Origin of the sequence: Halomicrobium sp. IBSBa (assembly GCF_017612575.1) — an archaeon.
GTDB lineage: Archaea > Halobacteriota > Halobacteria > Halobacteriales > Haloarculaceae > Halomicrobium.
Window position 1 is genome coordinate 491,006 of record NZ_JADPQC010000001.1, and the last position, 15,411, is coordinate 506,416.

Consider the following 15,411-nt stretch of genomic DNA (forward strand, 5'->3'; position numbering starts at 1 on the left):
TCTCACAGGTACTCCTCCATCGTCGACTGGTCGTCCGGGTCCCCTGACTCCGTCTCGCCAGCGGCGTCGTCGGCTGGCTGGTCTGCCGTGGCGTCGTCGGCCCTCTCGTCCGACGCGGAACTGCGGTCGTCAGTCGGTGCGTGGCCGCCGTCGGCTTCGGTCTCTGGGTGCGCGCTCTCGGCGTCGGCACCCTCGAAGACCGCCAGATCGCCCGCTTCGACGAGGTCGGCGACGCGCTCTTCGACGGTGTCGGCGACGTTCGAGTCGGGGACCTTCGAGGCGCGAATCGTCTCGTCGATGTCTCGGGCTGCTTCGCTCAGACCGAGTTCCCGCACGCGCTCGTGGACGGCCTCGTCGGGGTCAGCGAAGCTCACCTCCACCTCGCGTTCGTCGGCGAACTCCCGGTGGTCGGTGACGCGCGCGACCAGCGCTCCCCGTTCGAGCGCGAACTCCTCGATGCCGGCCGGCGTGATCGGCTCGCCCTCGCCGTCGACGTGGACGATCACGACCGCGTCGGTCAGATCGTACTCGCCGACGCGCTCACGGACGTGTTCGAGCCCCTCGTCGCCGGCCAGCTCGACCTCGACGAAGACGAACTCGCGGGTGTCGAGCCCCCGGCGCGTGATGGTCACGTCGCCGTCGAACGTGACGATGTTGTACCCCCGGTCGTCGCGCTCGTCCGCGCTGGCACGCTCGGTCGACCCACAGTAGGTGAGCCACGTCTCGTCGACCTGCTTCGTTCCGGGCGTGTGTTCGTCGCCCAGCAGGAGCGCGTCGAAGTCGACGGTGGCCTCGTCGACGATGGCCGTCGCGTCCCAGGTGCCGTAGTCGAAGGGCTGGAACTGGCCGTGACTGACCAGCGCGGCGTGATCCGCGTCGTGGGACCCGAAGTCGTAGTCGAGTGCGTCGCGCTGTGAGCGCGGGACGTAGTCGAGGCCGTAGAAGGCCGTGTCTCCGATCACGCGCGGTTCGTCGTCGAGACGCGTCGCCAGCCCCAGCGACTCGTAGAGGTCGAGCCACTGGGCGTCGCGCTTTGCCTCGTGGTTGCCGACGACGGCCAGAAACGGGATGTCGGCGTCGTCGAGTCGCTCCAGTACGTCCAGCGTTCCGAGCACGTCCGTGAGCGTCGGTCGCCGGTCGTGAAACAGGTCGCCAGCGTGGACGACGGCGTCGGCCCCCGAACCGATCGCGTCGTCGACGACCTGTCGGAACGCGTCCAGGAAGTCGTCCCGGCGCTCGGGCACGTGGTACTGCTGGTACCCGATGTGGGTGTCGCCGGTGTGTATGACCCGCGTCATCTGCTCTCGACTTTGGCACCGTCGCCTAAAGAGGTTCCGCGACCGGGGTGAAACTGATCGCCCGACGCAGCGGCCCGGTACCGCCGGTACGCAGCGAGTGTCTCGCGTCCGCGCTGGCTGGCGGCGCTGACCGACTCCTCGGCCGCCTCGACGGCTCGTTCGAGGTCCGCCAGTCCGCCGTCGTCGACGAAGGCCGCGGCCGCCGCCAGATCGTCGAGTGCGTCGGTCGCCCGTTCGATCGTCTCCCTGTGCTCGGCCTGGAGGGCGGTCGGCGTCGCGTCCGAGCGATCGGTGTCGTCGGTGTCTGCGAGCGCACGAAGCCGCGCCTTGACTGTCGCTTCGTCGGTCACGAGGCGGGCTGTGGCGCGTTCACACAAAAGGCTGTGGCGCGCTACTGCTCGACGGTCAGGGTGTAGATGCGCTTCCGTGCGTCCGCGAAGGAGAACCGGGAGTCGACGGCCCCCGCCTCTTCGAGGCGGTTGAGCGCGTAGCGGACGGTCCGTGCGGGCAACAGCGTCTCCTCGGAGAGTTGGCTCTGGGTGAGCGTTCCGTTGTACTCCAGGACCTTCGCGACGAGTTTGGCACTCGGCGGGAGTTCGCGGACCGCGTCCCACTCGACGGTCGTCGGCTCCGATGCACCACCGGGTCGATCGAGTTCTGACGTGCTCATCGTATCCCACCGTTGGAAATACAGAGTGATAATATTTACTGTTCCATTTAATTACTTACAATAATCTATCGGTCGCGAGGGTCGAAACACCTGAGACGCCAGATATTCGGCGCGAGACGGTCTAGAACCGGTGGAGTCAGAAGCTGACCCGACCCGAAGCCTCATAATGGCTGACCCGCTAGCGAGTGGTAATGACCGACACCGTCGACGAGGTCGATCTGCCGTACGACGACGACGCGTCCCAGCAGGAGAAAATCGAGGCGTTACAGGAGCGTCTCGAAGTGCTGGAGGATCAAAACGAGGAGATGCGCGACAAGCTGCTGGACGCCAACGCCGAGAACAACAAGTACCAGCAGAAGCTCGAACGGCTCACCCACGAGAACAAGAAGCTCAAGCAGTCGCCGCTGTTCGTCGCCACCGTCCAGGAGCTGACCGACGAGGGCGTCGTCATCAAGCAACACGGCAACAACCAGGAGGCCCTGACCGAGGTCACCGACGAGATGCGCGACGGCCTCGAACCGGACTCCCGCGTCGCCGTCAACAACTCCCTGTCGATCGTCAAACGGCTCGACGACGAGACCGACGTGCGGGCTCGCGTGATGCAGGTCGACCAGAGCCCCGACGTGACCTACGCCGACATCGGCGGAATCGAAGAGCAGATGGAAGAGGTCCGCGAGACGGTCGAACTCCCGCTCAAGTCCCCCGAGATGTTCGAGGACGTAGGCATCGATCCACCGTCCGGCGTCCTCCTGCACGGCCCGCCCGGGACCGGGAAGACGATGCTGGCCAAAGCCGTCGCCAACCAGACCGACGCTACGTTCATCAAGATGGCCGGCTCCGAACTGGTCCACAAGTTCATCGGCGAGGGGTCGAAGCTGGTGCGGGACCTGTTCGAACTCGCGCGCAACGAGGAGCCCGCCGTCGTCTTCATCGACGAGATCGACGCCATCGCGGCCAAGCGGACGGACTCGAAGACCTCCGGCGACGCCGAGGTCCAGCGGACGATGATGCAGCTGCTCAGCGAGATGGACGGCTTCGACGAACGGGGCGAGATCCGACTCATCGCCGCCACCAACCGCTTCGACATGCTCGACCGCGCGATCCTCCGGCCCGGCCGCTTCGACCGCCTCATCGAAGTCCCCAAGCCCGACTACGAGGGTCGCAAACAGATCTTCCAGATCCACACCCGCGGCATGAACGTCGCCGACGACGTGGACTTCGAGCGACTCGCCGGTGACATCGACGAGGCGTCGGGTGCCGACGTGAAGGCGATCTGTACGGAAGCGGGGATGTTCGCCATCCGTGACGATCGCACCGAAGTCCGGATGCAGGACTTCACCGACGCCTGGGAGAAAATCGAGTCCGAAGAGAGCGACGACCAGGACGTGTCGCCGACCTACGCCTGATTCTGCCGGTTTCTCCTTCGGAGCGAGTCGCTGCCGAACGACGGGGTTCGTCACGACTATCCTGCCGGTGAGTCGAGTTCGCCGGAACGTCTTTGCTCGCTCGGCGTCAACAGAGCCGTATGGACGCACTCGATCGGTTCGAGGAACCGCCCTGGCTCGCAGCCGTCGCGACGACGATCAGCTACGGGCTCGTGCTACTGGTCGTCTTCCTGTTGCTGTTCGTCGTCCCGTACGCGCTGCTGTCGTGATCTCGGCGTCGTGACGTTCACATCCCCATGTCGGCGGCTGCATCCGGCACCGGGAGGTCGTGGGGACCGACACCGAGGAGTTCTGCAGCGTGGTCCAGTGCCATGTCGAAGCCGTAGTAACGTTCGAGTTCGTCGCCGTCGGCGGTCGGCCTGACCTTGAGCATGGCGTACCCGTCGGTGTTCTGAGCGATCGCGGCCGTCCGTCCGTCGCGATCGTATTCGAGGACGCGCTCGGAGTCGGTCTCGCGATACCGTGCCGTGATCCCGTCGGCTTCGGCCACGTCGTCTGTCATCGTCGGCCCTAGGGACGAGGGGTAGTCGAAACTGTCGGTCGGTGCGTGCCAGAACGGAACGCTTGTAGGCCAGAACGCCGAGCCACCGCCCGTGAGTGGTCGTCTCGTCGCTCGTGCCAGCAGCGACGCCAGACAGTGGTTCGAGCGGCGATTTCGCGTCGACACGCGCGCGCTGGCGGCGCTGCGGATCGCCCTGGGAACGATACTGCTCCTCGACGTTCTCCTGCGAGCGCGCAACCTCGCGGCCTTCTACACCGACGCTGGTGTCCTCCCCACGTCGACGCTGCGGGCTGTCGTCGGGACGCCCGCCCTGCTGTCCGTCCACGCTCTCTCGGGGAGCGTCTGGCTGCAGATCTATCTCTTCCTCGCGGCCGGTCTCGCGGCGCTGGCGCTGCTGGTCGGGTACCGAACGCGACTCGCGACGCTGCTCTCGCTCGCCCTGTTGCTCTCGCTCCAGATCCGGAACCCGTTCGTGCTCAACGGCGGCGACACGCTCCTGCGGCGGCTGCTGTTCTGGGGCCTGTTCCTGCCGCTGGGTGAGCGGCTGTCTGTCGACGCGACCGAGACGACGCCCCGAGAGACGGTGAGCGGGCTGGCGACCGTCGGAGTGCTCGGGCAGGTCGTCGCGGTCTACGCCGTCAACGCGGTCGTGAAGCTCCGGGGCGACGCGTGGCTTTCCGGACGGGCGCTGGCGCTCGTCTTCGATCTCGACCACTACACCGTCCTCGCGGGCGATCTCCTGGCACCCGTCCCGCTGCTCCCGGCGCTGCTCGGCTGGGGCTGGCTGGCTCTCCTGGTGGTGTCGCCGCTGCTCGTCGGCCTCACCGGCCGAGCGCGCGGAGCGCTCGCCGGGCTGTTCGTCGCGGGCCACGCGGGCATGCTGGTGACGGTCTGGGTCGGCCTCTTTCCGCTGGTCTCGATCGCCGCGCTGCTCCCCTTCTTCCCGGCGTTCGTCTGGGACCGCGTGTGGGCTGGCGTCCCCGACGGGTGGGATCGCGGTAGCGCGCCGCGTCTCGAAGGTCACGCCGCCGCGACGATCCCGGCGGCGATTCGGCGCGCACTCGGCAGGCTCCGACGGCCGCTACTCGGCCTCGTGCTGGCGGCGATGCTCGTCTCGAACGCCGCCACGCTGGGGGTAGCTCCAGTCGCCGACGCCGACATGCCAGAGCAGTCCTGGGACATGTTCGCCCCCGCGCCACCGGGCGTCGACGGGTGGTTCGTCGCACCAGGAACGACGACGGCCGGGCGAGAGGTCGACGCGCTCGCGATGGCACCGCTGAGCTGGGAGCGGCCGTCGAACCTCGAACGCGCGTACCCGAGTACGCGCTGGCGAAAGTACCTGCTCCGACTCCGGAGCGGAGACACCGAACCGCGCCGGGCGGCGCTCGCTGGCTCCCTCTGTCAGCGCTGGAACCGCACTCACGACCGGGGGCTCGAACGGGTCGGCCTCGTGTTCGTCGCCGAGCCGACGCGACTGGACGGGCCGGACCCACAGCGCCGCAAGGAACTGGGGACGTACTCGTGTCGATCCGCGACCGAGAAAGGCAACAGTCGAGTGTCGCCCGCGCCTCGGTGAACCCATGACGAAGTGGCTCCAGAGCGGTCGCCGCCGGGACATCTGTATCATCCTCGCCGGCGAAGACGGACTGAACGGTCAGACGCTCAAGACGCGACTGGAACGGCACTACGACGAACGGATCGACCCCAAGAGCTTCTACGGCGGCCTCTCGGCGATGGTCGACAGCGGCTTTTTGCAGAAGGAGACCGCCGGGATCGCTGACGAGTACTCGCTGACCGAGGCGGGCGAGGCGCGCCTCCGCGAACAGTACGAGTGGATGTGCGAGCAACTGGGCGAGACGGAGAGGTGAGACCGCCGCCTCTGTCGAGGACAATCTCTATCTGACGGGTGGCCGATGGTTGCCACATGACCCTGTCTCGCTCCGCCCTCTACGCGGGTCTGGACGCCCTCCCGTTTGCCGCCCTCGGGACGCTCGCGGTGTTCGTCTTCGGTACCGCTGGCGGTCTGTCGTCCGAAGCAGTCGGTGGGGCCGCCGCGCTCGCCGGTGCTGCGCTCCTCCTCGGTCTGGGGACGATCAGCGCCAACCGACACCAGGCAGAGGGGAAGCCGTTCTACTTCACGCGGGCCGTCGTCGTCGAGGGACTGCTCTCCGTCCCTTAGTCGAGCAGCTGGTCGGCGATGGTGTTGCGCAGCACCTCGCTGGTCCCCTCGTAGATCTCGTTGAGTTTGGCGTCGCGGTAGAACCGCTCGACAGGGAAGTCCTTCGTGTAGCCGTAGCCGCCGTGGATCTGGATGCCCTCGTTGGCGACCTCACGTGAGACCTCCGAGGCGTAGAGTTTCGCCTGGGCGGCCTCCTTGACGAAGTTCTCGCCGCGGATCTTCTTGTCCGCGGCCCTGTGCATCAGCATCCGGGCGGCCTCGGTCTTCGTGTCCATGTCCGCGAGCTTGTGCTGGATCGCCTGGAAGTCGCCGATGGGTTGGTCGAACTGCTCGCGCTCGCCGGCGTAGTCCAGCGCCTCGTCCAGTGCCGCCTGGGCGATCCCGACGCCGCGGGCGGCGATCGTGATCCGGCCGCCGTTGAGCGTCTTCAGCGCGTGGACGAACCCACGGCCCGCTTCGCCGAGGCGGCGGTCTGCGGGCAGGTGCATGTCGTCGAATCGCAGTTCCGCCGTCGGACAGCCCTTGTCGCCGAGTTTGTGCTCGGTCCCCTCGACGTGGAAGCCGTCGTCTTCCTCCGGCCGGACGACGAACGACGAGATTCCCTTGTTGCCCGCCTCGGGGTCGGTCTTGGCGAAGAGGACGACCGTGTCGGCGACGGAACCGTTGGAGATCCACAGTTTGCCGCCGTCGACGACGTACTCGTCGGGTTCCTCGCCCTCGTGTGGATCGCCGCCGACCGGCTTCGCCGTCGTCTCCATGGCCGGCACGTCGCTGCCGGCACCGGCCTCCGACAGCGCGAACGCACCGATCTCCTCGCCCTCGGCGAGCGGCGTGAGGTACGCCTCTTTCTGGGCCTCGTCGCCGAACTCGTAGAGCATGTTGCAGGCCAGCGAGATGTGGGCCGCGACGATGGTCCCCAGCCCGCCGCTGCCCCGGGCGATCTCTTCGAGCGCCATCGCGTAGGCGTGATAGTCGAGGCCAGCGCCGCCGTACTCCTCGGGGATCGGCATCCCCATCAGACCGAGCTCCGCCATCTGGTCGACGAGATCCTGCGGGAACTCGTCGGTCTCGTCGATCTCGGCGGCCCGCGGGACGACCTCCTCGTCGACGAACTCGGCGACCATCTCCTGGATCTGCTTTTGCTCCTGGGTGGGGGCGAAGTCCATACCCCTCTTTGCGGGGCTCGGGGCTTCAGTGTTCGGCCGTCACGAGTCGAATAGCGGGTGGTCGTTGTACTGATCGTCCACGAGAACGGCGTGCCGGCCACCGTCAACGGGGATCGTCGTTCCGGTGACAAACGCCGCGTCGTCACTGGCAAGAAACGCGGCCAGCCCGGCGACGTCCGACGGCCGTCCCCACCGGCCTGCTGGATCGATCTTCCGGTCCTGTGCCAGTTCCTCGTCGCTCGCGTCGGGATCGTCGACGAGGATCAGTCCGGGCTCGATCCCGTTGACCCGGATGTCCAGTGGTCCGAGTTCGATCGCCAGTGCCCGCGTGAGCCCGTTGACCCCCGCCTTCGCGACGTTGTAGGGGAAGAACCGGGGAACGGCCCCGGAAGCGTTGGTCGAAGAGATGTTGATCACGCTCCCTCCTGCTGGGACGTGTTTCATGGCGTATTTCGCGCAGAGCCACTGGCTCCGGAGCGTCGTTTCGAAGGTAAACTCCCACTCTTCGAGCGTCAGTTCGTCAGGTGGCGCATTCCGACCGTCCCCGACGTTGTTCACGAGCGTGTCGATCCGCCCGTACTCCCCGACGGCCGTCTCGATCAGGCGTTCGATCTCGTCCGGTTCGCGCAGATCGGCCTCGACGTAGATCGCCTCGCCCGGTAGCTCCTCGGCGACTCGCTCGCCGTCGTGTTCGCCGTGGTCGTTGACGACGACAGCAGCCCCTTCGCTGGCGAACCGCTCGGCGATCCCGAGTCCGATCCCGTGGGTCGATCCCGTGACCAGCGCGACCGTGTCGGCGAGGTGCGACGGATGCTCGTGGTCGGAGAACATACGCTCACCGCGGGGACCGCGGAGAAAAGCCCGTCGACAGGTAGTGGGTCACCGTCGCCGCTGGAACAGTACGGTCAGGGACGTGGCAGCGATGATCGCGACGACGACCCCGAATCCTGGCCCGGTCCCGGTCGTCGGTGTGGACTGGTGTTCGCTCGTGGCCTCTGTTCGAGTGGTCGTTGTCGTCGGTGTCGGGGTCGTTGTCGTCGAACGCACAGGGTCGGCCGCGTCGCCGTTCGAGTAGACGCTGTCCGTCTTCGGACCGTCGAACCACTCGTTGCGGTTCACGTCGTAGTGGGCGACGGCGACGAGGTTGTCTGGATCGACCGGGCGGTCGCCGTAGACCGCAGTCGTGTGGTTTCCTGCGTCCAGGAACGGGGTGTGGCCGACGACTGGACCGGTCGCGGTGCCGTTGTGGAGAGCGAGGAATCCGCCGTCGGAGAGCGACGCGTTCGTGACGACGGCGGTCCGCGAATCGTTCGACTGGACACGTTCGACGGTGACATCCCCAGCGGGATCGGTGACATCGACCGCCACCGGCGCTTCCAGCAGCGAACGATCGTCGAGCCGTACGTCGACGGTGATGTTCGTCGCGGCCGTACTCACTTGGGGAAGATCGAACGTCGTCGCGAACGTTCCCTTCTCATGAGTTTCATACGCACTCCCGTCAGCCAAATCGACCGTCGCAGTTCGGATCCGGCGGAACGATTCGTCGGTCGTCGTCTCCGGATCGTCTCGTCCCTCGACAGCGACTACGAGACGCTGGCCTGTTCCCACGTCCGTCCCGCCGACGACGGTCAGGTTCGCGTCAGGGATACCGTAGATCAGATCATCCAGCCCGGTGACGACGGACGCCTGCCGGTCGTGGACCGGTGCGACGACTCGCTGTCGCTGGTCGACGAACGACGAGTTCGCAAAGAGCGTCGCTTCGACAGTCAGTGGCACACGCTCTTCGTGTGGGTCGATGAAGGAGGAACCATCCTCGACTCGTTTCAGCTCGTCGAACTCGGCGACCAGATAGTAGGTCGCGTTGCCCTGATCGGCGACGATCTGGACGCCGCCACCGAACGGATCGAGTCGTAGCGGGACACCGTGGGTAGTGAGCGAATCCTCCCACTGTCGGATTACGAGGTCTCCGTGGGAAGATAGTGCGGTCAGGAACCGTTCGGTCGTGTTCGAACCCCCGGCGTCGCTCACGGCGGACTGAAAGCCCGGTATCGTCAGTTCGACGACCAGCGTATCGTTCACGGCGAGTCCAGTCCCCCGTTCGAGGGTTCCGTTCGCGATGGCGGTGCGAACGTCACTGGCGTTCTCGATGGTGATCTCGTCGCTCGGTGCTTGCCAGGCACCGATCCGTTCGATCGAGGCGTCGCCTGCCGCTTGTGCCGTGCCGACAGTCGGGGCGACTGTGGCGAGGACGAGTAGCACGACGAGTAGCACGCTCGACTGGAGGGCCTGCATGCCTACCAACTGCCGCTGTGGTGGGAAAATAACTTTCGAAGACCCTCTTGATTTTTACTTCGTGGATTTGAACGAGCGGTCATGGTTCAGCCCTCCAGACGTGCCGTCATCGGGAGTCTCGGCGGATTGCTGACCGGACGGGTCGCTGGCAACGCTGTGGGCTCTGACGGGCAAGCATCGGAGTTCTGGTACCGCACCTTCGACGACGAGTACCAGTGTATGGACCTCGTGTCCACCGATACCGGAGTTTTAGTGCTCGGACGGACAGGCCGCGATCAGGAGGACGACGTTTGGGTCGCGTCACTTGACACCGGTGGTGAGGTGCGGTGGACCACGAATATCGAGGTGTCCGGAAGGTCGGACGTGATCAGTGCCGTGCCCGCCGCCGACGGGTACGTGATCGCTGGCGAGACAGGTCAGTCCCCCGGCCGCTGGCTTGTTCGACTCGATACGACGGGGGCCGAGCAGTGGCGCAAGCGACCGACGAGAGCAGGCAGCCTGACGGATCTAACACCCCACGAGGGAGGCTATCTCGCCGTCGGCGAAAGCGGTATCGACCACGACGATAGTCTGTCGAAGATATGGGTCCGTGCGGTCGATTCGAGCGGGACCAGTCGCTGGGAACGGAGCTACAAGTGTGATCACGCGACCTCGATCACTCCCTGGGACGACGGGTACCTGATTGCCGGTGCGAAGAGGGGAGACGCCTGGGTCCAGGCGATCGAGGACGACGGGACCCCGCGCTCGGAACACACCTACGGGGGTGTCGGTTCGGAAAATGCACACACCGCCGTCGGTACCGACGACGGCATCGTCTACCTCGGCCTCACGGAGTCGATACCGAGAGTCGACAGTCGAGGGATGATCGTCAAGACGACTCGCGACGGCGACTTCGTGTGGCGTCGCACCTACGATATGGAGGCCGTCAGCGGACTCGTTCGGACCGGCGATGGGTTCGTCGCGGTCGGTGAACCGCCATTCGGGAGTACCGATCTGGACGTGGAGACGCTCGTCTACACCCTCGACTCGCGAGGCCGTCTCCGGGAGACGGTGGGACTAACGTCCTCGGTGGGAGATCTGACGGGCGTCGTCCGACTGAACCAGAACAGCGTCGCGGTCGCTGGGACAGAGTTCAGCGACGGTCCTTGGGTACGGGCAGTGGTGCTGGCGTGACTCACTCGTACTCGTAGAACCCGTTCCCGCTCTTCTTGCCCAGATCGCCGGCCTCGACCTTCCGGCGGAGGAGGTAGGCCGGCTGGTAGCGGTCGCCGAGTTGCTCGTGGAGGGTCTCGGTGGCGTCCAGCACCACGTCCAGCCCGATGTGGTCGGCCAGTTCCAGCGGACCCATGGGCACGTTCGTCCCGAGTTTCATCCCGCGGTCGATGTCGGCCTTGGTGGCGACGCCTTCGTCGTACGCCCGGATGCCCTCGTTGAGCCACGGCATCAGGATCCGGTTGGTGACGAAGCCGGGTTTGTCGTCGGACTCCCAGGTCTCCTTGTCCAGCGAAGCGGCGAAGTCGTGAGCGGCTTCGACCGTCGCGTCGGCCGTGCGCTCGCCGACGACGAGCTCGACTCCCTTCATCAGTGGCACGGGGTTCATGAAGTGGAGACCGACGACGTGTTCGGGGCGACTCGTCGCGCTCGCGATGGTCGTGATCGAGATCGTGCTGGTGTTGGTCGCGAGCACGACCCCGGAGCGACACACCTCGTCGAGGTCCGAGAAGACCGACTGCTTTACCTCCACGTCTTCGACGACCGCCTCGACGACGAGATCGGCGTCCGCGAGGTCGTCGAGGTCGGTCGTGCCGGTGATGCGCTCGCGGACGGCGGTGCTCTCGGACTCGGTGAGCGTGTCGTTCGCGACGAGGCGCGAGAGGCTGTCGTCGATCGCCTCGAACCCCTCGGTGACCAGATCCTCGGCGACGTCGCGCATCACGACGTCGTAGCCGTGGGTCGCAGCCACCTGTGCGATGCCGCTTCCCATCGTGCCAGCACCGACGACGGCGACCGTCTGGATCTCTCCGATATCGGACATGCGCGACGGTTCGACCGCTATCGTGGTAAATATGGTGCCGCGTGACACGCCACACGTCCCCCCGCGAGGCGGCAAGTAGGGCCGCGTCCTGAGAATATTAACTCAGATCGTAGTAAATGTCAAGAACAATGTATATATGCCCTGCTCGTGAACCAGCAGGTGATGCGTCCCATCGACGCGACTCCGCTTACGCGCGACGGCAACGTACTGATCCTGGCATACGATCACGGGCTCGAACACGGCCCGGTCGACTTCGCTGGCCGCCCCGAGAGTGCCGATCCCGAGTCGGTGTTTCGGGCCGCAACGCACGACGCCGTCACGTCGCTGGCAGTGCAGAAGGGAGTCGGCGAGGCGTACTACCCGTCCTACGAGGACGACGTGACGCTGCTCGCGAAGCTCAACGGCACCTCGAACATGTGGATGGGCGAACCCGACTCGTCGGTCAACTGCTCGGTCGAGTACGCCGCGACCCAGCTGGAGGCCGACGCCGTCGGCTTCACGATCTATCCCGGCTCGAACAACGAGGTCGAGATGGTCGAGGAGTTCCGCGAGATTCAGGAGGAGGCTCGCGAGTACGACATGCCCGTCGTCCTGTGGTCCTACCCCCGTGGACAGGGGCTCAAAAACGACACCAAAGAAGACGTCATCGCGTACGCCGCCCGACTCGGCCTGGAACTGGGCGCGGACGTGACGAAGGTCAAGTATCCAGGTAGCAAGGAGGGGATGGCCCACGCCGTCGAGATGGCCGGCAAGAGCAAGGTCGTCATGAGCGGCGGTTCGAAACGCTCCGACGAGGCGTTCCTCCAGAGCGTCCGCGCGGTCATGGACGCTGGCGGCGCGGGGCTCGCCGTCGGACGCAACGTCTGGCAACGAGAACAACCCGAGCAGATCCTCGACGCGCTCGAACGCGTCATCCACGACGGGCAATCCGTCGACGCAGCACTGCAATGAGTAAATCAACCGACCTCACCCCCGGCATGACCGACACGACAACCGGGCGCATCGTCGGCGAGTTCGCCGACGCGGCGACCGAGATCCGCGAGGCGATCGCGACGGAGCGCCAGTTCGCCGACGAGGAGAACCCGAGCGGCGAGAGCCAGCTCGCGGCCGACCTGGTCGCCGACGACCTGCTCGAAGAGCGCTTGCTGGCACTCGACGGCGTCGGGAGCTACGCCAGCGAGGAACGCGAGTCAGTCACCGTCGACGAGGGCCACCGCCACGTCGCCGTCGACCCGCTCGATGGCTCCTCGAACCTCGAACCCAACAGCGGCATGGGGACGATCTTCGGCGTCTACGACACGCAGCCGCCGACGATCGGTCGGAACCTCGTGGCCGCCGGCTTCGTCATCTACGGCCCGACGACCTCGATGGTCGTGGCGCGCAACGACCGCGTCCGCGAGTACATCATCCACGACGGCGACGCTCGCGTCGTCGACGACGACGTGTCGGTCCCGACGGACCCGACGGTCTACGGCTTCGGGGGCGGTCGGGAGAACTGGAACGACGCGTTCGCAGACTACGCGGCGGAGCTCCAGGAACGGCTCAAGCTCCGCTACGGCGGCGCGATGATCGCCGACGTGAGCCAGGTCCTCACTTACGGGGGGCTCTTCTCCTATCCCGCACTGGAGTACCGGCCGACGGGGAAACTGCGCCTCCAGTTCGAAGGACAGCCGATGGGCTACATCGTGGAGGCCGCTGGCGGTAAGTCCTCGGACGGACAGCAGTCGCTCCTCGACCGAGAGATCGACGACATCCACGACCGGACGCCGCTGCACCTCGGCAACACGTCGCTGATCGAGCGCCTCGAAGAGCGATACGAGCGCCACGAGTAGTCTGCGGGAATCGACGCTAGCTTTTGCGGATCTCGGAGGTGTCCAGCGGCGTCACCCGCCACGCCGACGGGGCCGACTCCGCCGGCAGTCTTGTAACAGTGGGGTGTGATGCGACAGACATGAAGGTGCGCATCGCCGCCGGTGCAACCCGTGAGGAGGCCTCAGCAATCGCCGCTGCCATCGCCGAACACGTCGGCGAGGCCGTTCGTGTCTTCGTCGGTGACGACGACGCGCCACGCGTGGTCCATCGGGTCGACGAGACGGGCGACGACAGCGTGGACGACGAGACGGGCGACGACAGCGTGGACGACGAGACGGGCGACGACGATCTCGGCCCGACCGATCGCGAGCGTCGCCTGCGCGAGGAGATCGCCGACATCGAGGCCGGCGGTCCCGAGCGGTACCGCGAGCGCCTCTCCGACCAGGGGAAGCTGTTCGTTCGGGACCGGCTGGAGCTGTGGTTCGGGGATCTGACCTTCGAAGACGGGAAGTTCGCGAACTTCGACAGCTGGTCGCCGGATTCGCCCACCGTCGACGAGGCAGATCCCGACCGGCGACTGCCGGCCGACGGGCTGTTGACCGGTGCAGCGGAGTTCGAGGACCGCTCGGTTCACTTCATGGCCAACGACTTCACCGTCAAGGCCGGGTCGATGGCCGAGCGCGGCGTCGAGAAGTTCCTCCGGATGCAACAGCGTGCGCTGACGACCGGACGGCCGGTGTTGTACCTGATGGACTCGTCTGGTGGCCGGATCGACCAACAGCGGGGCTTTTTCGCCAACCGCGAGGGGATCGGGAAGTACTACTACAACCACTCGATGCTCTCCGGTCGCGTCCCACAGATCTGCGTGCTGTACGGCCCCTGTATCGCGGGTGCGGCCTACACGCCCGTGTTCGCCGACTTCACGGTCATGGTCGAAGGGATGAGCGCCATGGCCATCGCCAGCCCGCGGATGGTCGAGATGGTCACCGGCGAGGAGATCGACCTCGACGAACTCGGCGGCCCGGAGGTCCACGCACGCCACTCCGGGAGCGCCGATCTCGTCGCCGAAGACGAACAACACGCTCGGGAGCTCGTCGCGCAGTTGATCGGCTACCTGCCGGACAACGCCGACGAAGACCCGCCACGGACCGACGGCCGCGAGCCCGCCAAGTCCCCAGCGGGGATCGACGGCGTCATTCCGCAGGCACCCAACCGGGGCTACGACGTGCGCCGCCTCGTCGAGCGGGTGATCGACGCCGACTCGTTGCTGGAGTTGCGCCCCCACTACGGCGAGGAGATGCTCACGGCGTTCGCCCGGATCGACGGCCGCCCGGTCGGGATCGTCGCCAACGACCCGAGCCAGCGGGCCGGTGCGATCTTCCCCGACGCCGCCCGGAAGGCCGCCGAGTTCGTCTGGACCTGTGACGCGTACAACGTCCCGCTGCTGTACCTCTGTGACACGCCGGGGTTCATGGCCGGCTCGCAGGTCGAGAAAGAGGGGATCCTCGAAGCGGGCAAGAAGCTCATCTACGCGACCTCCTCGGCGACGGTGCCCAAACAGTGTGTCATCACCCGGAAGGCCTACGGAGCGGGCATCTACGCGATGTCCGGCCCGGCCTACGACCCGGAGGCGACCCTCGCTTTGCCGTCGGGCGAGATCGCGATCATGGGGCCGGAGGCTGCGATCAACGCCGTCTACGCAAACGAGCTGGCCGACATCGAGGACGAGGAGGAACGCGCCAGACGGGAAGCCGAGCTTCGCGAGCAGTTCCGCGAGGACATCGACGTCCACCGGATGGCCAGCGAGGTCGTCATCGACGAGATCGTCCCGCCGAGCGACCTGCGGACGGAACTGGCTGCTCGCTTCGCGTTCTACGAGGACGTAGAGAAGGAACTCCCGAGCAAGAAACACGGGACGGTGCTGTGACGGTGCTGTGACGGTGCGTCGACGGCAAGTGGCGCGCTCATGGTCGGGCTCGTGGTCTGAAACACTTAACTATTTGAACCGGTAG

The 15,411-nt window shown here is 66.3% G+C and carries 17 protein-coding genes; 9 read left to right on the forward strand and 8 right to left on the reverse strand.

Annotated features, from left to right (window positions below):
- Window positions 1-2: 2 nt before the first annotated feature.
- The 3 genes from mre11 to IL252_RS02645 are packed head-to-tail and all read right to left on the reverse strand — an operon-like array spanning window position 3 to window position 1,968.
- Window positions 3-1,298, reverse strand: coding sequence for a DNA double-strand break repair protein Mre11 (gene mre11 / locus IL252_RS02635; protein WP_208626512.1), 1,296 nt, complete (start codon window positions 1,296-1,298; stop codon window positions 3-5).
- The gene (locus IL252_RS02640; RefSeq protein WP_170094935.1) at window positions 1,295-1,648 is read right to left on the reverse strand and encodes a hypothetical protein; all 354 of its coding nucleotides are present in this window, start codon (window positions 1,646-1,648) and stop codon (window positions 1,295-1,297) included. The genes mre11 and IL252_RS02640 overlap by 4 nt, the downstream gene beginning before the upstream one ends.
- A 41-nt stretch (window positions 1,649-1,689) precedes the next feature.
- Complete coding sequence (locus tag IL252_RS02645) at window positions 1,690-1,968, reverse strand: helix-turn-helix domain-containing protein (protein WP_015763848.1); 279 nt, start codon at window positions 1,966-1,968, stop codon at window positions 1,690-1,692.
- Window positions 1,969-2,159: 191 nt separating this feature from the next.
- Here IL252_RS02645 and IL252_RS02650 point away from each other — a divergent pair, with 191 nt between their 5' ends.
- Window positions 2,160-3,374: a proteasome-activating nucleotidase gene (locus IL252_RS02650; protein WP_153553938.1), complete on the forward strand. Its 1,215-nt coding sequence runs from the start codon at window positions 2,160-2,162 to the stop codon at window positions 3,372-3,374.
- Window positions 3,375-3,493: 119 nt separating this feature from the next.
- Complete coding sequence (locus IL252_RS17710; RefSeq protein WP_255317959.1) at window positions 3,494-3,622, forward strand: hypothetical protein; 129 nt, start codon at window positions 3,494-3,496, stop codon at window positions 3,620-3,622.
- Between the two features lie 17 nt (window positions 3,623-3,639).
- Here IL252_RS17710 and IL252_RS02655 read toward each other — a convergent pair whose 3' ends face one another.
- Window positions 3,640-3,915, reverse strand: coding sequence for a hypothetical protein (locus IL252_RS02655; RefSeq protein ID WP_208626514.1), 276 nt, complete (start codon window positions 3,913-3,915; stop codon window positions 3,640-3,642).
- Between the two features lie 91 nt (window positions 3,916-4,006).
- Between IL252_RS02655 and IL252_RS02660 the strand changes: the two genes are divergently transcribed.
- The 3 genes from IL252_RS02660 to IL252_RS02670 are packed head-to-tail and all read left to right on the forward strand — an operon-like array spanning window position 4,007 to window position 6,094.
- Window positions 4,007-5,491 (forward strand): HTTM domain-containing protein, encoded by a 1,485-nt coding sequence (locus IL252_RS02660; RefSeq protein WP_208626515.1) that lies wholly within the window; start codon window positions 4,007-4,009, stop codon window positions 5,489-5,491.
- A gap of 4 nt (window positions 5,492-5,495) precedes the next feature.
- A complete protein-coding gene (locus IL252_RS02665) occupies window positions 5,496-5,783 on the forward strand; it encodes a PadR family transcriptional regulator (protein ID WP_170094938.1) in 288 nt (95 codons plus the stop codon).
- A 56-nt stretch (window positions 5,784-5,839) separates the two neighbouring features.
- The gene (locus tag IL252_RS02670; protein WP_208626516.1) at window positions 5,840-6,094 is read left to right on the forward strand and encodes a hypothetical protein; all 255 of its coding nucleotides are present in this window, start codon (window positions 5,840-5,842) and stop codon (window positions 6,092-6,094) included.
- On the opposite strand, the gene IL252_RS02675 is transcribed toward IL252_RS02670, so the two are convergent.
- The 3 genes from IL252_RS02675 to IL252_RS02685 are packed head-to-tail and all read right to left on the reverse strand — an operon-like array spanning window position 6,091 to window position 9,552.
- On the reverse strand, window positions 6,091-7,260 hold the full coding sequence (locus IL252_RS02675; protein ID WP_208626517.1) for an acyl-CoA dehydrogenase: 1,170 nt from the start codon (window positions 7,258-7,260) through the stop codon (window positions 6,091-6,093). The two genes, IL252_RS02670 and IL252_RS02675, sit on opposite strands and share 4 nt — an antisense overlap.
- Before the next feature lie 39 nt (window positions 7,261-7,299).
- Window positions 7,300-8,091 carry an SDR family NAD(P)-dependent oxidoreductase gene (locus tag IL252_RS02680; RefSeq protein ID WP_208626518.1) on the reverse strand — a complete coding sequence of 264 codons (792 nt, stop codon included), beginning with the start codon at window positions 8,089-8,091 and terminating at the stop codon, window positions 7,300-7,302.
- A 48-nt stretch (window positions 8,092-8,139) separates the two neighbouring features.
- Window positions 8,140-9,552, reverse strand: a complete 1,413-nt coding sequence (locus IL252_RS02685) for a PGF-CTERM sorting domain-containing protein (RefSeq protein WP_208626519.1) — start codon at window positions 9,550-9,552, stop codon at window positions 8,140-8,142.
- A gap of 81 nt (window positions 9,553-9,633) precedes the next feature.
- On the opposite strand from IL252_RS02685, the gene IL252_RS02690 reads away from it, so the two are divergent.
- On the forward strand, window positions 9,634-10,725 hold the full coding sequence (locus tag IL252_RS02690) for a hypothetical protein (RefSeq protein WP_208626520.1): 1,092 nt from the start codon (window positions 9,634-9,636) through the stop codon (window positions 10,723-10,725).
- A 1-nt stretch (window position 10,726) separates the two neighbouring features.
- On the opposite strand, the gene IL252_RS02695 is transcribed toward IL252_RS02690, so the two are convergent.
- Entirely contained in the window at window positions 10,727-11,587 is an 861-nt protein-coding gene (locus IL252_RS02695) for a 3-hydroxyacyl-CoA dehydrogenase family protein (RefSeq protein WP_208626521.1), read from the reverse strand.
- Between the two features lie 162 nt (window positions 11,588-11,749).
- Between IL252_RS02695 and IL252_RS02700 the strand changes: the two genes are divergently transcribed.
- The 3 genes from IL252_RS02700 (at window position 11,750) to IL252_RS02710 (ending at window position 15,326) form a co-directional block, all read left to right on the forward strand.
- Window positions 11,750-12,538, forward strand: coding sequence for a class I fructose-bisphosphate aldolase (locus IL252_RS02700; protein ID WP_153553945.1), 789 nt, complete (start codon window positions 11,750-11,752; stop codon window positions 12,536-12,538).
- 26 nt (window positions 12,539-12,564) lie between these two features.
- Window positions 12,565-13,419 (forward strand): class 1 fructose-bisphosphatase, encoded by an 855-nt coding sequence (locus IL252_RS02705; protein ID WP_244256893.1) that lies wholly within the window; start codon window positions 12,565-12,567, stop codon window positions 13,417-13,419.
- A gap of 119 nt (window positions 13,420-13,538) precedes the next feature.
- The gene (locus IL252_RS02710) at window positions 13,539-15,326 is read left to right on the forward strand and encodes an acyl-CoA carboxylase subunit beta (RefSeq protein ID WP_208626524.1); all 1,788 of its coding nucleotides are present in this window, start codon (window positions 13,539-13,541) and stop codon (window positions 15,324-15,326) included.
- The last annotated feature ends 85 nt before the right edge of the window (window positions 15,327-15,411 follow it).

Excerpts from the sequence above, each read along its gene's own strand:
- mre11 (WP_208626512.1), bottom strand. The coding sequence starts at position 1,298 with ATGACGCGGGTCATACACACCGGCGACACCCACATCGGGTACCAGCAG.
- IL252_RS02645 (WP_015763848.1), bottom strand. The coding sequence starts at position 1,968 with ATGAGCACGTCAGAACTCGATCGACCCGGTGGTGCATCGGAGCCGACG.
- IL252_RS02650 (WP_153553938.1), top strand. The coding sequence starts at position 2,160 with ATGACCGACACCGTCGACGAGGTCGATCTGCCGTACGACGACGACGCG.
- IL252_RS17710 (WP_255317959.1), top strand. The coding sequence starts at position 3,494 with ATGGACGCACTCGATCGGTTCGAGGAACCGCCCTGGCTCGCAGCCGTC.
- IL252_RS02655 (WP_208626514.1), bottom strand. The coding sequence starts at position 3,915 with ATGACAGACGACGTGGCCGAAGCCGACGGGATCACGGCACGGTATCGC.
- IL252_RS02665 (WP_170094938.1), top strand. The coding sequence starts at position 5,496 with ATGACGAAGTGGCTCCAGAGCGGTCGCCGCCGGGACATCTGTATCATC.
- IL252_RS02670 (WP_208626516.1), top strand. The coding sequence starts at position 5,840 with ATGACCCTGTCTCGCTCCGCCCTCTACGCGGGTCTGGACGCCCTCCCG.
- IL252_RS02675 (WP_208626517.1), bottom strand. The coding sequence starts at position 7,260 with ATGGACTTCGCCCCCACCCAGGAGCAAAAGCAGATCCAGGAGATGGTC.
- IL252_RS02680 (WP_208626518.1), bottom strand. The coding sequence starts at position 8,091 with ATGTTCTCCGACCACGAGCATCCGTCGCACCTCGCCGACACGGTCGCG.
- IL252_RS02685 (WP_208626519.1), bottom strand. The coding sequence starts at position 9,552 with ATGCAGGCCCTCCAGTCGAGCGTGCTACTCGTCGTGCTACTCGTCCTC.
- IL252_RS02690 (WP_208626520.1), top strand. The coding sequence starts at position 9,634 with ATGGTTCAGCCCTCCAGACGTGCCGTCATCGGGAGTCTCGGCGGATTG.
- IL252_RS02695 (WP_208626521.1), bottom strand. The coding sequence starts at position 11,587 with ATGTCCGATATCGGAGAGATCCAGACGGTCGCCGTCGTCGGTGCTGGC.
- IL252_RS02700 (WP_153553945.1), top strand. The coding sequence starts at position 11,750 with ATGCGTCCCATCGACGCGACTCCGCTTACGCGCGACGGCAACGTACTG.
- IL252_RS02705 (WP_244256893.1), top strand. The coding sequence starts at position 12,565 with ATGACCGACACGACAACCGGGCGCATCGTCGGCGAGTTCGCCGACGCG.
- IL252_RS02710 (WP_208626524.1), top strand. The coding sequence starts at position 13,539 with ATGAAGGTGCGCATCGCCGCCGGTGCAACCCGTGAGGAGGCCTCAGCA.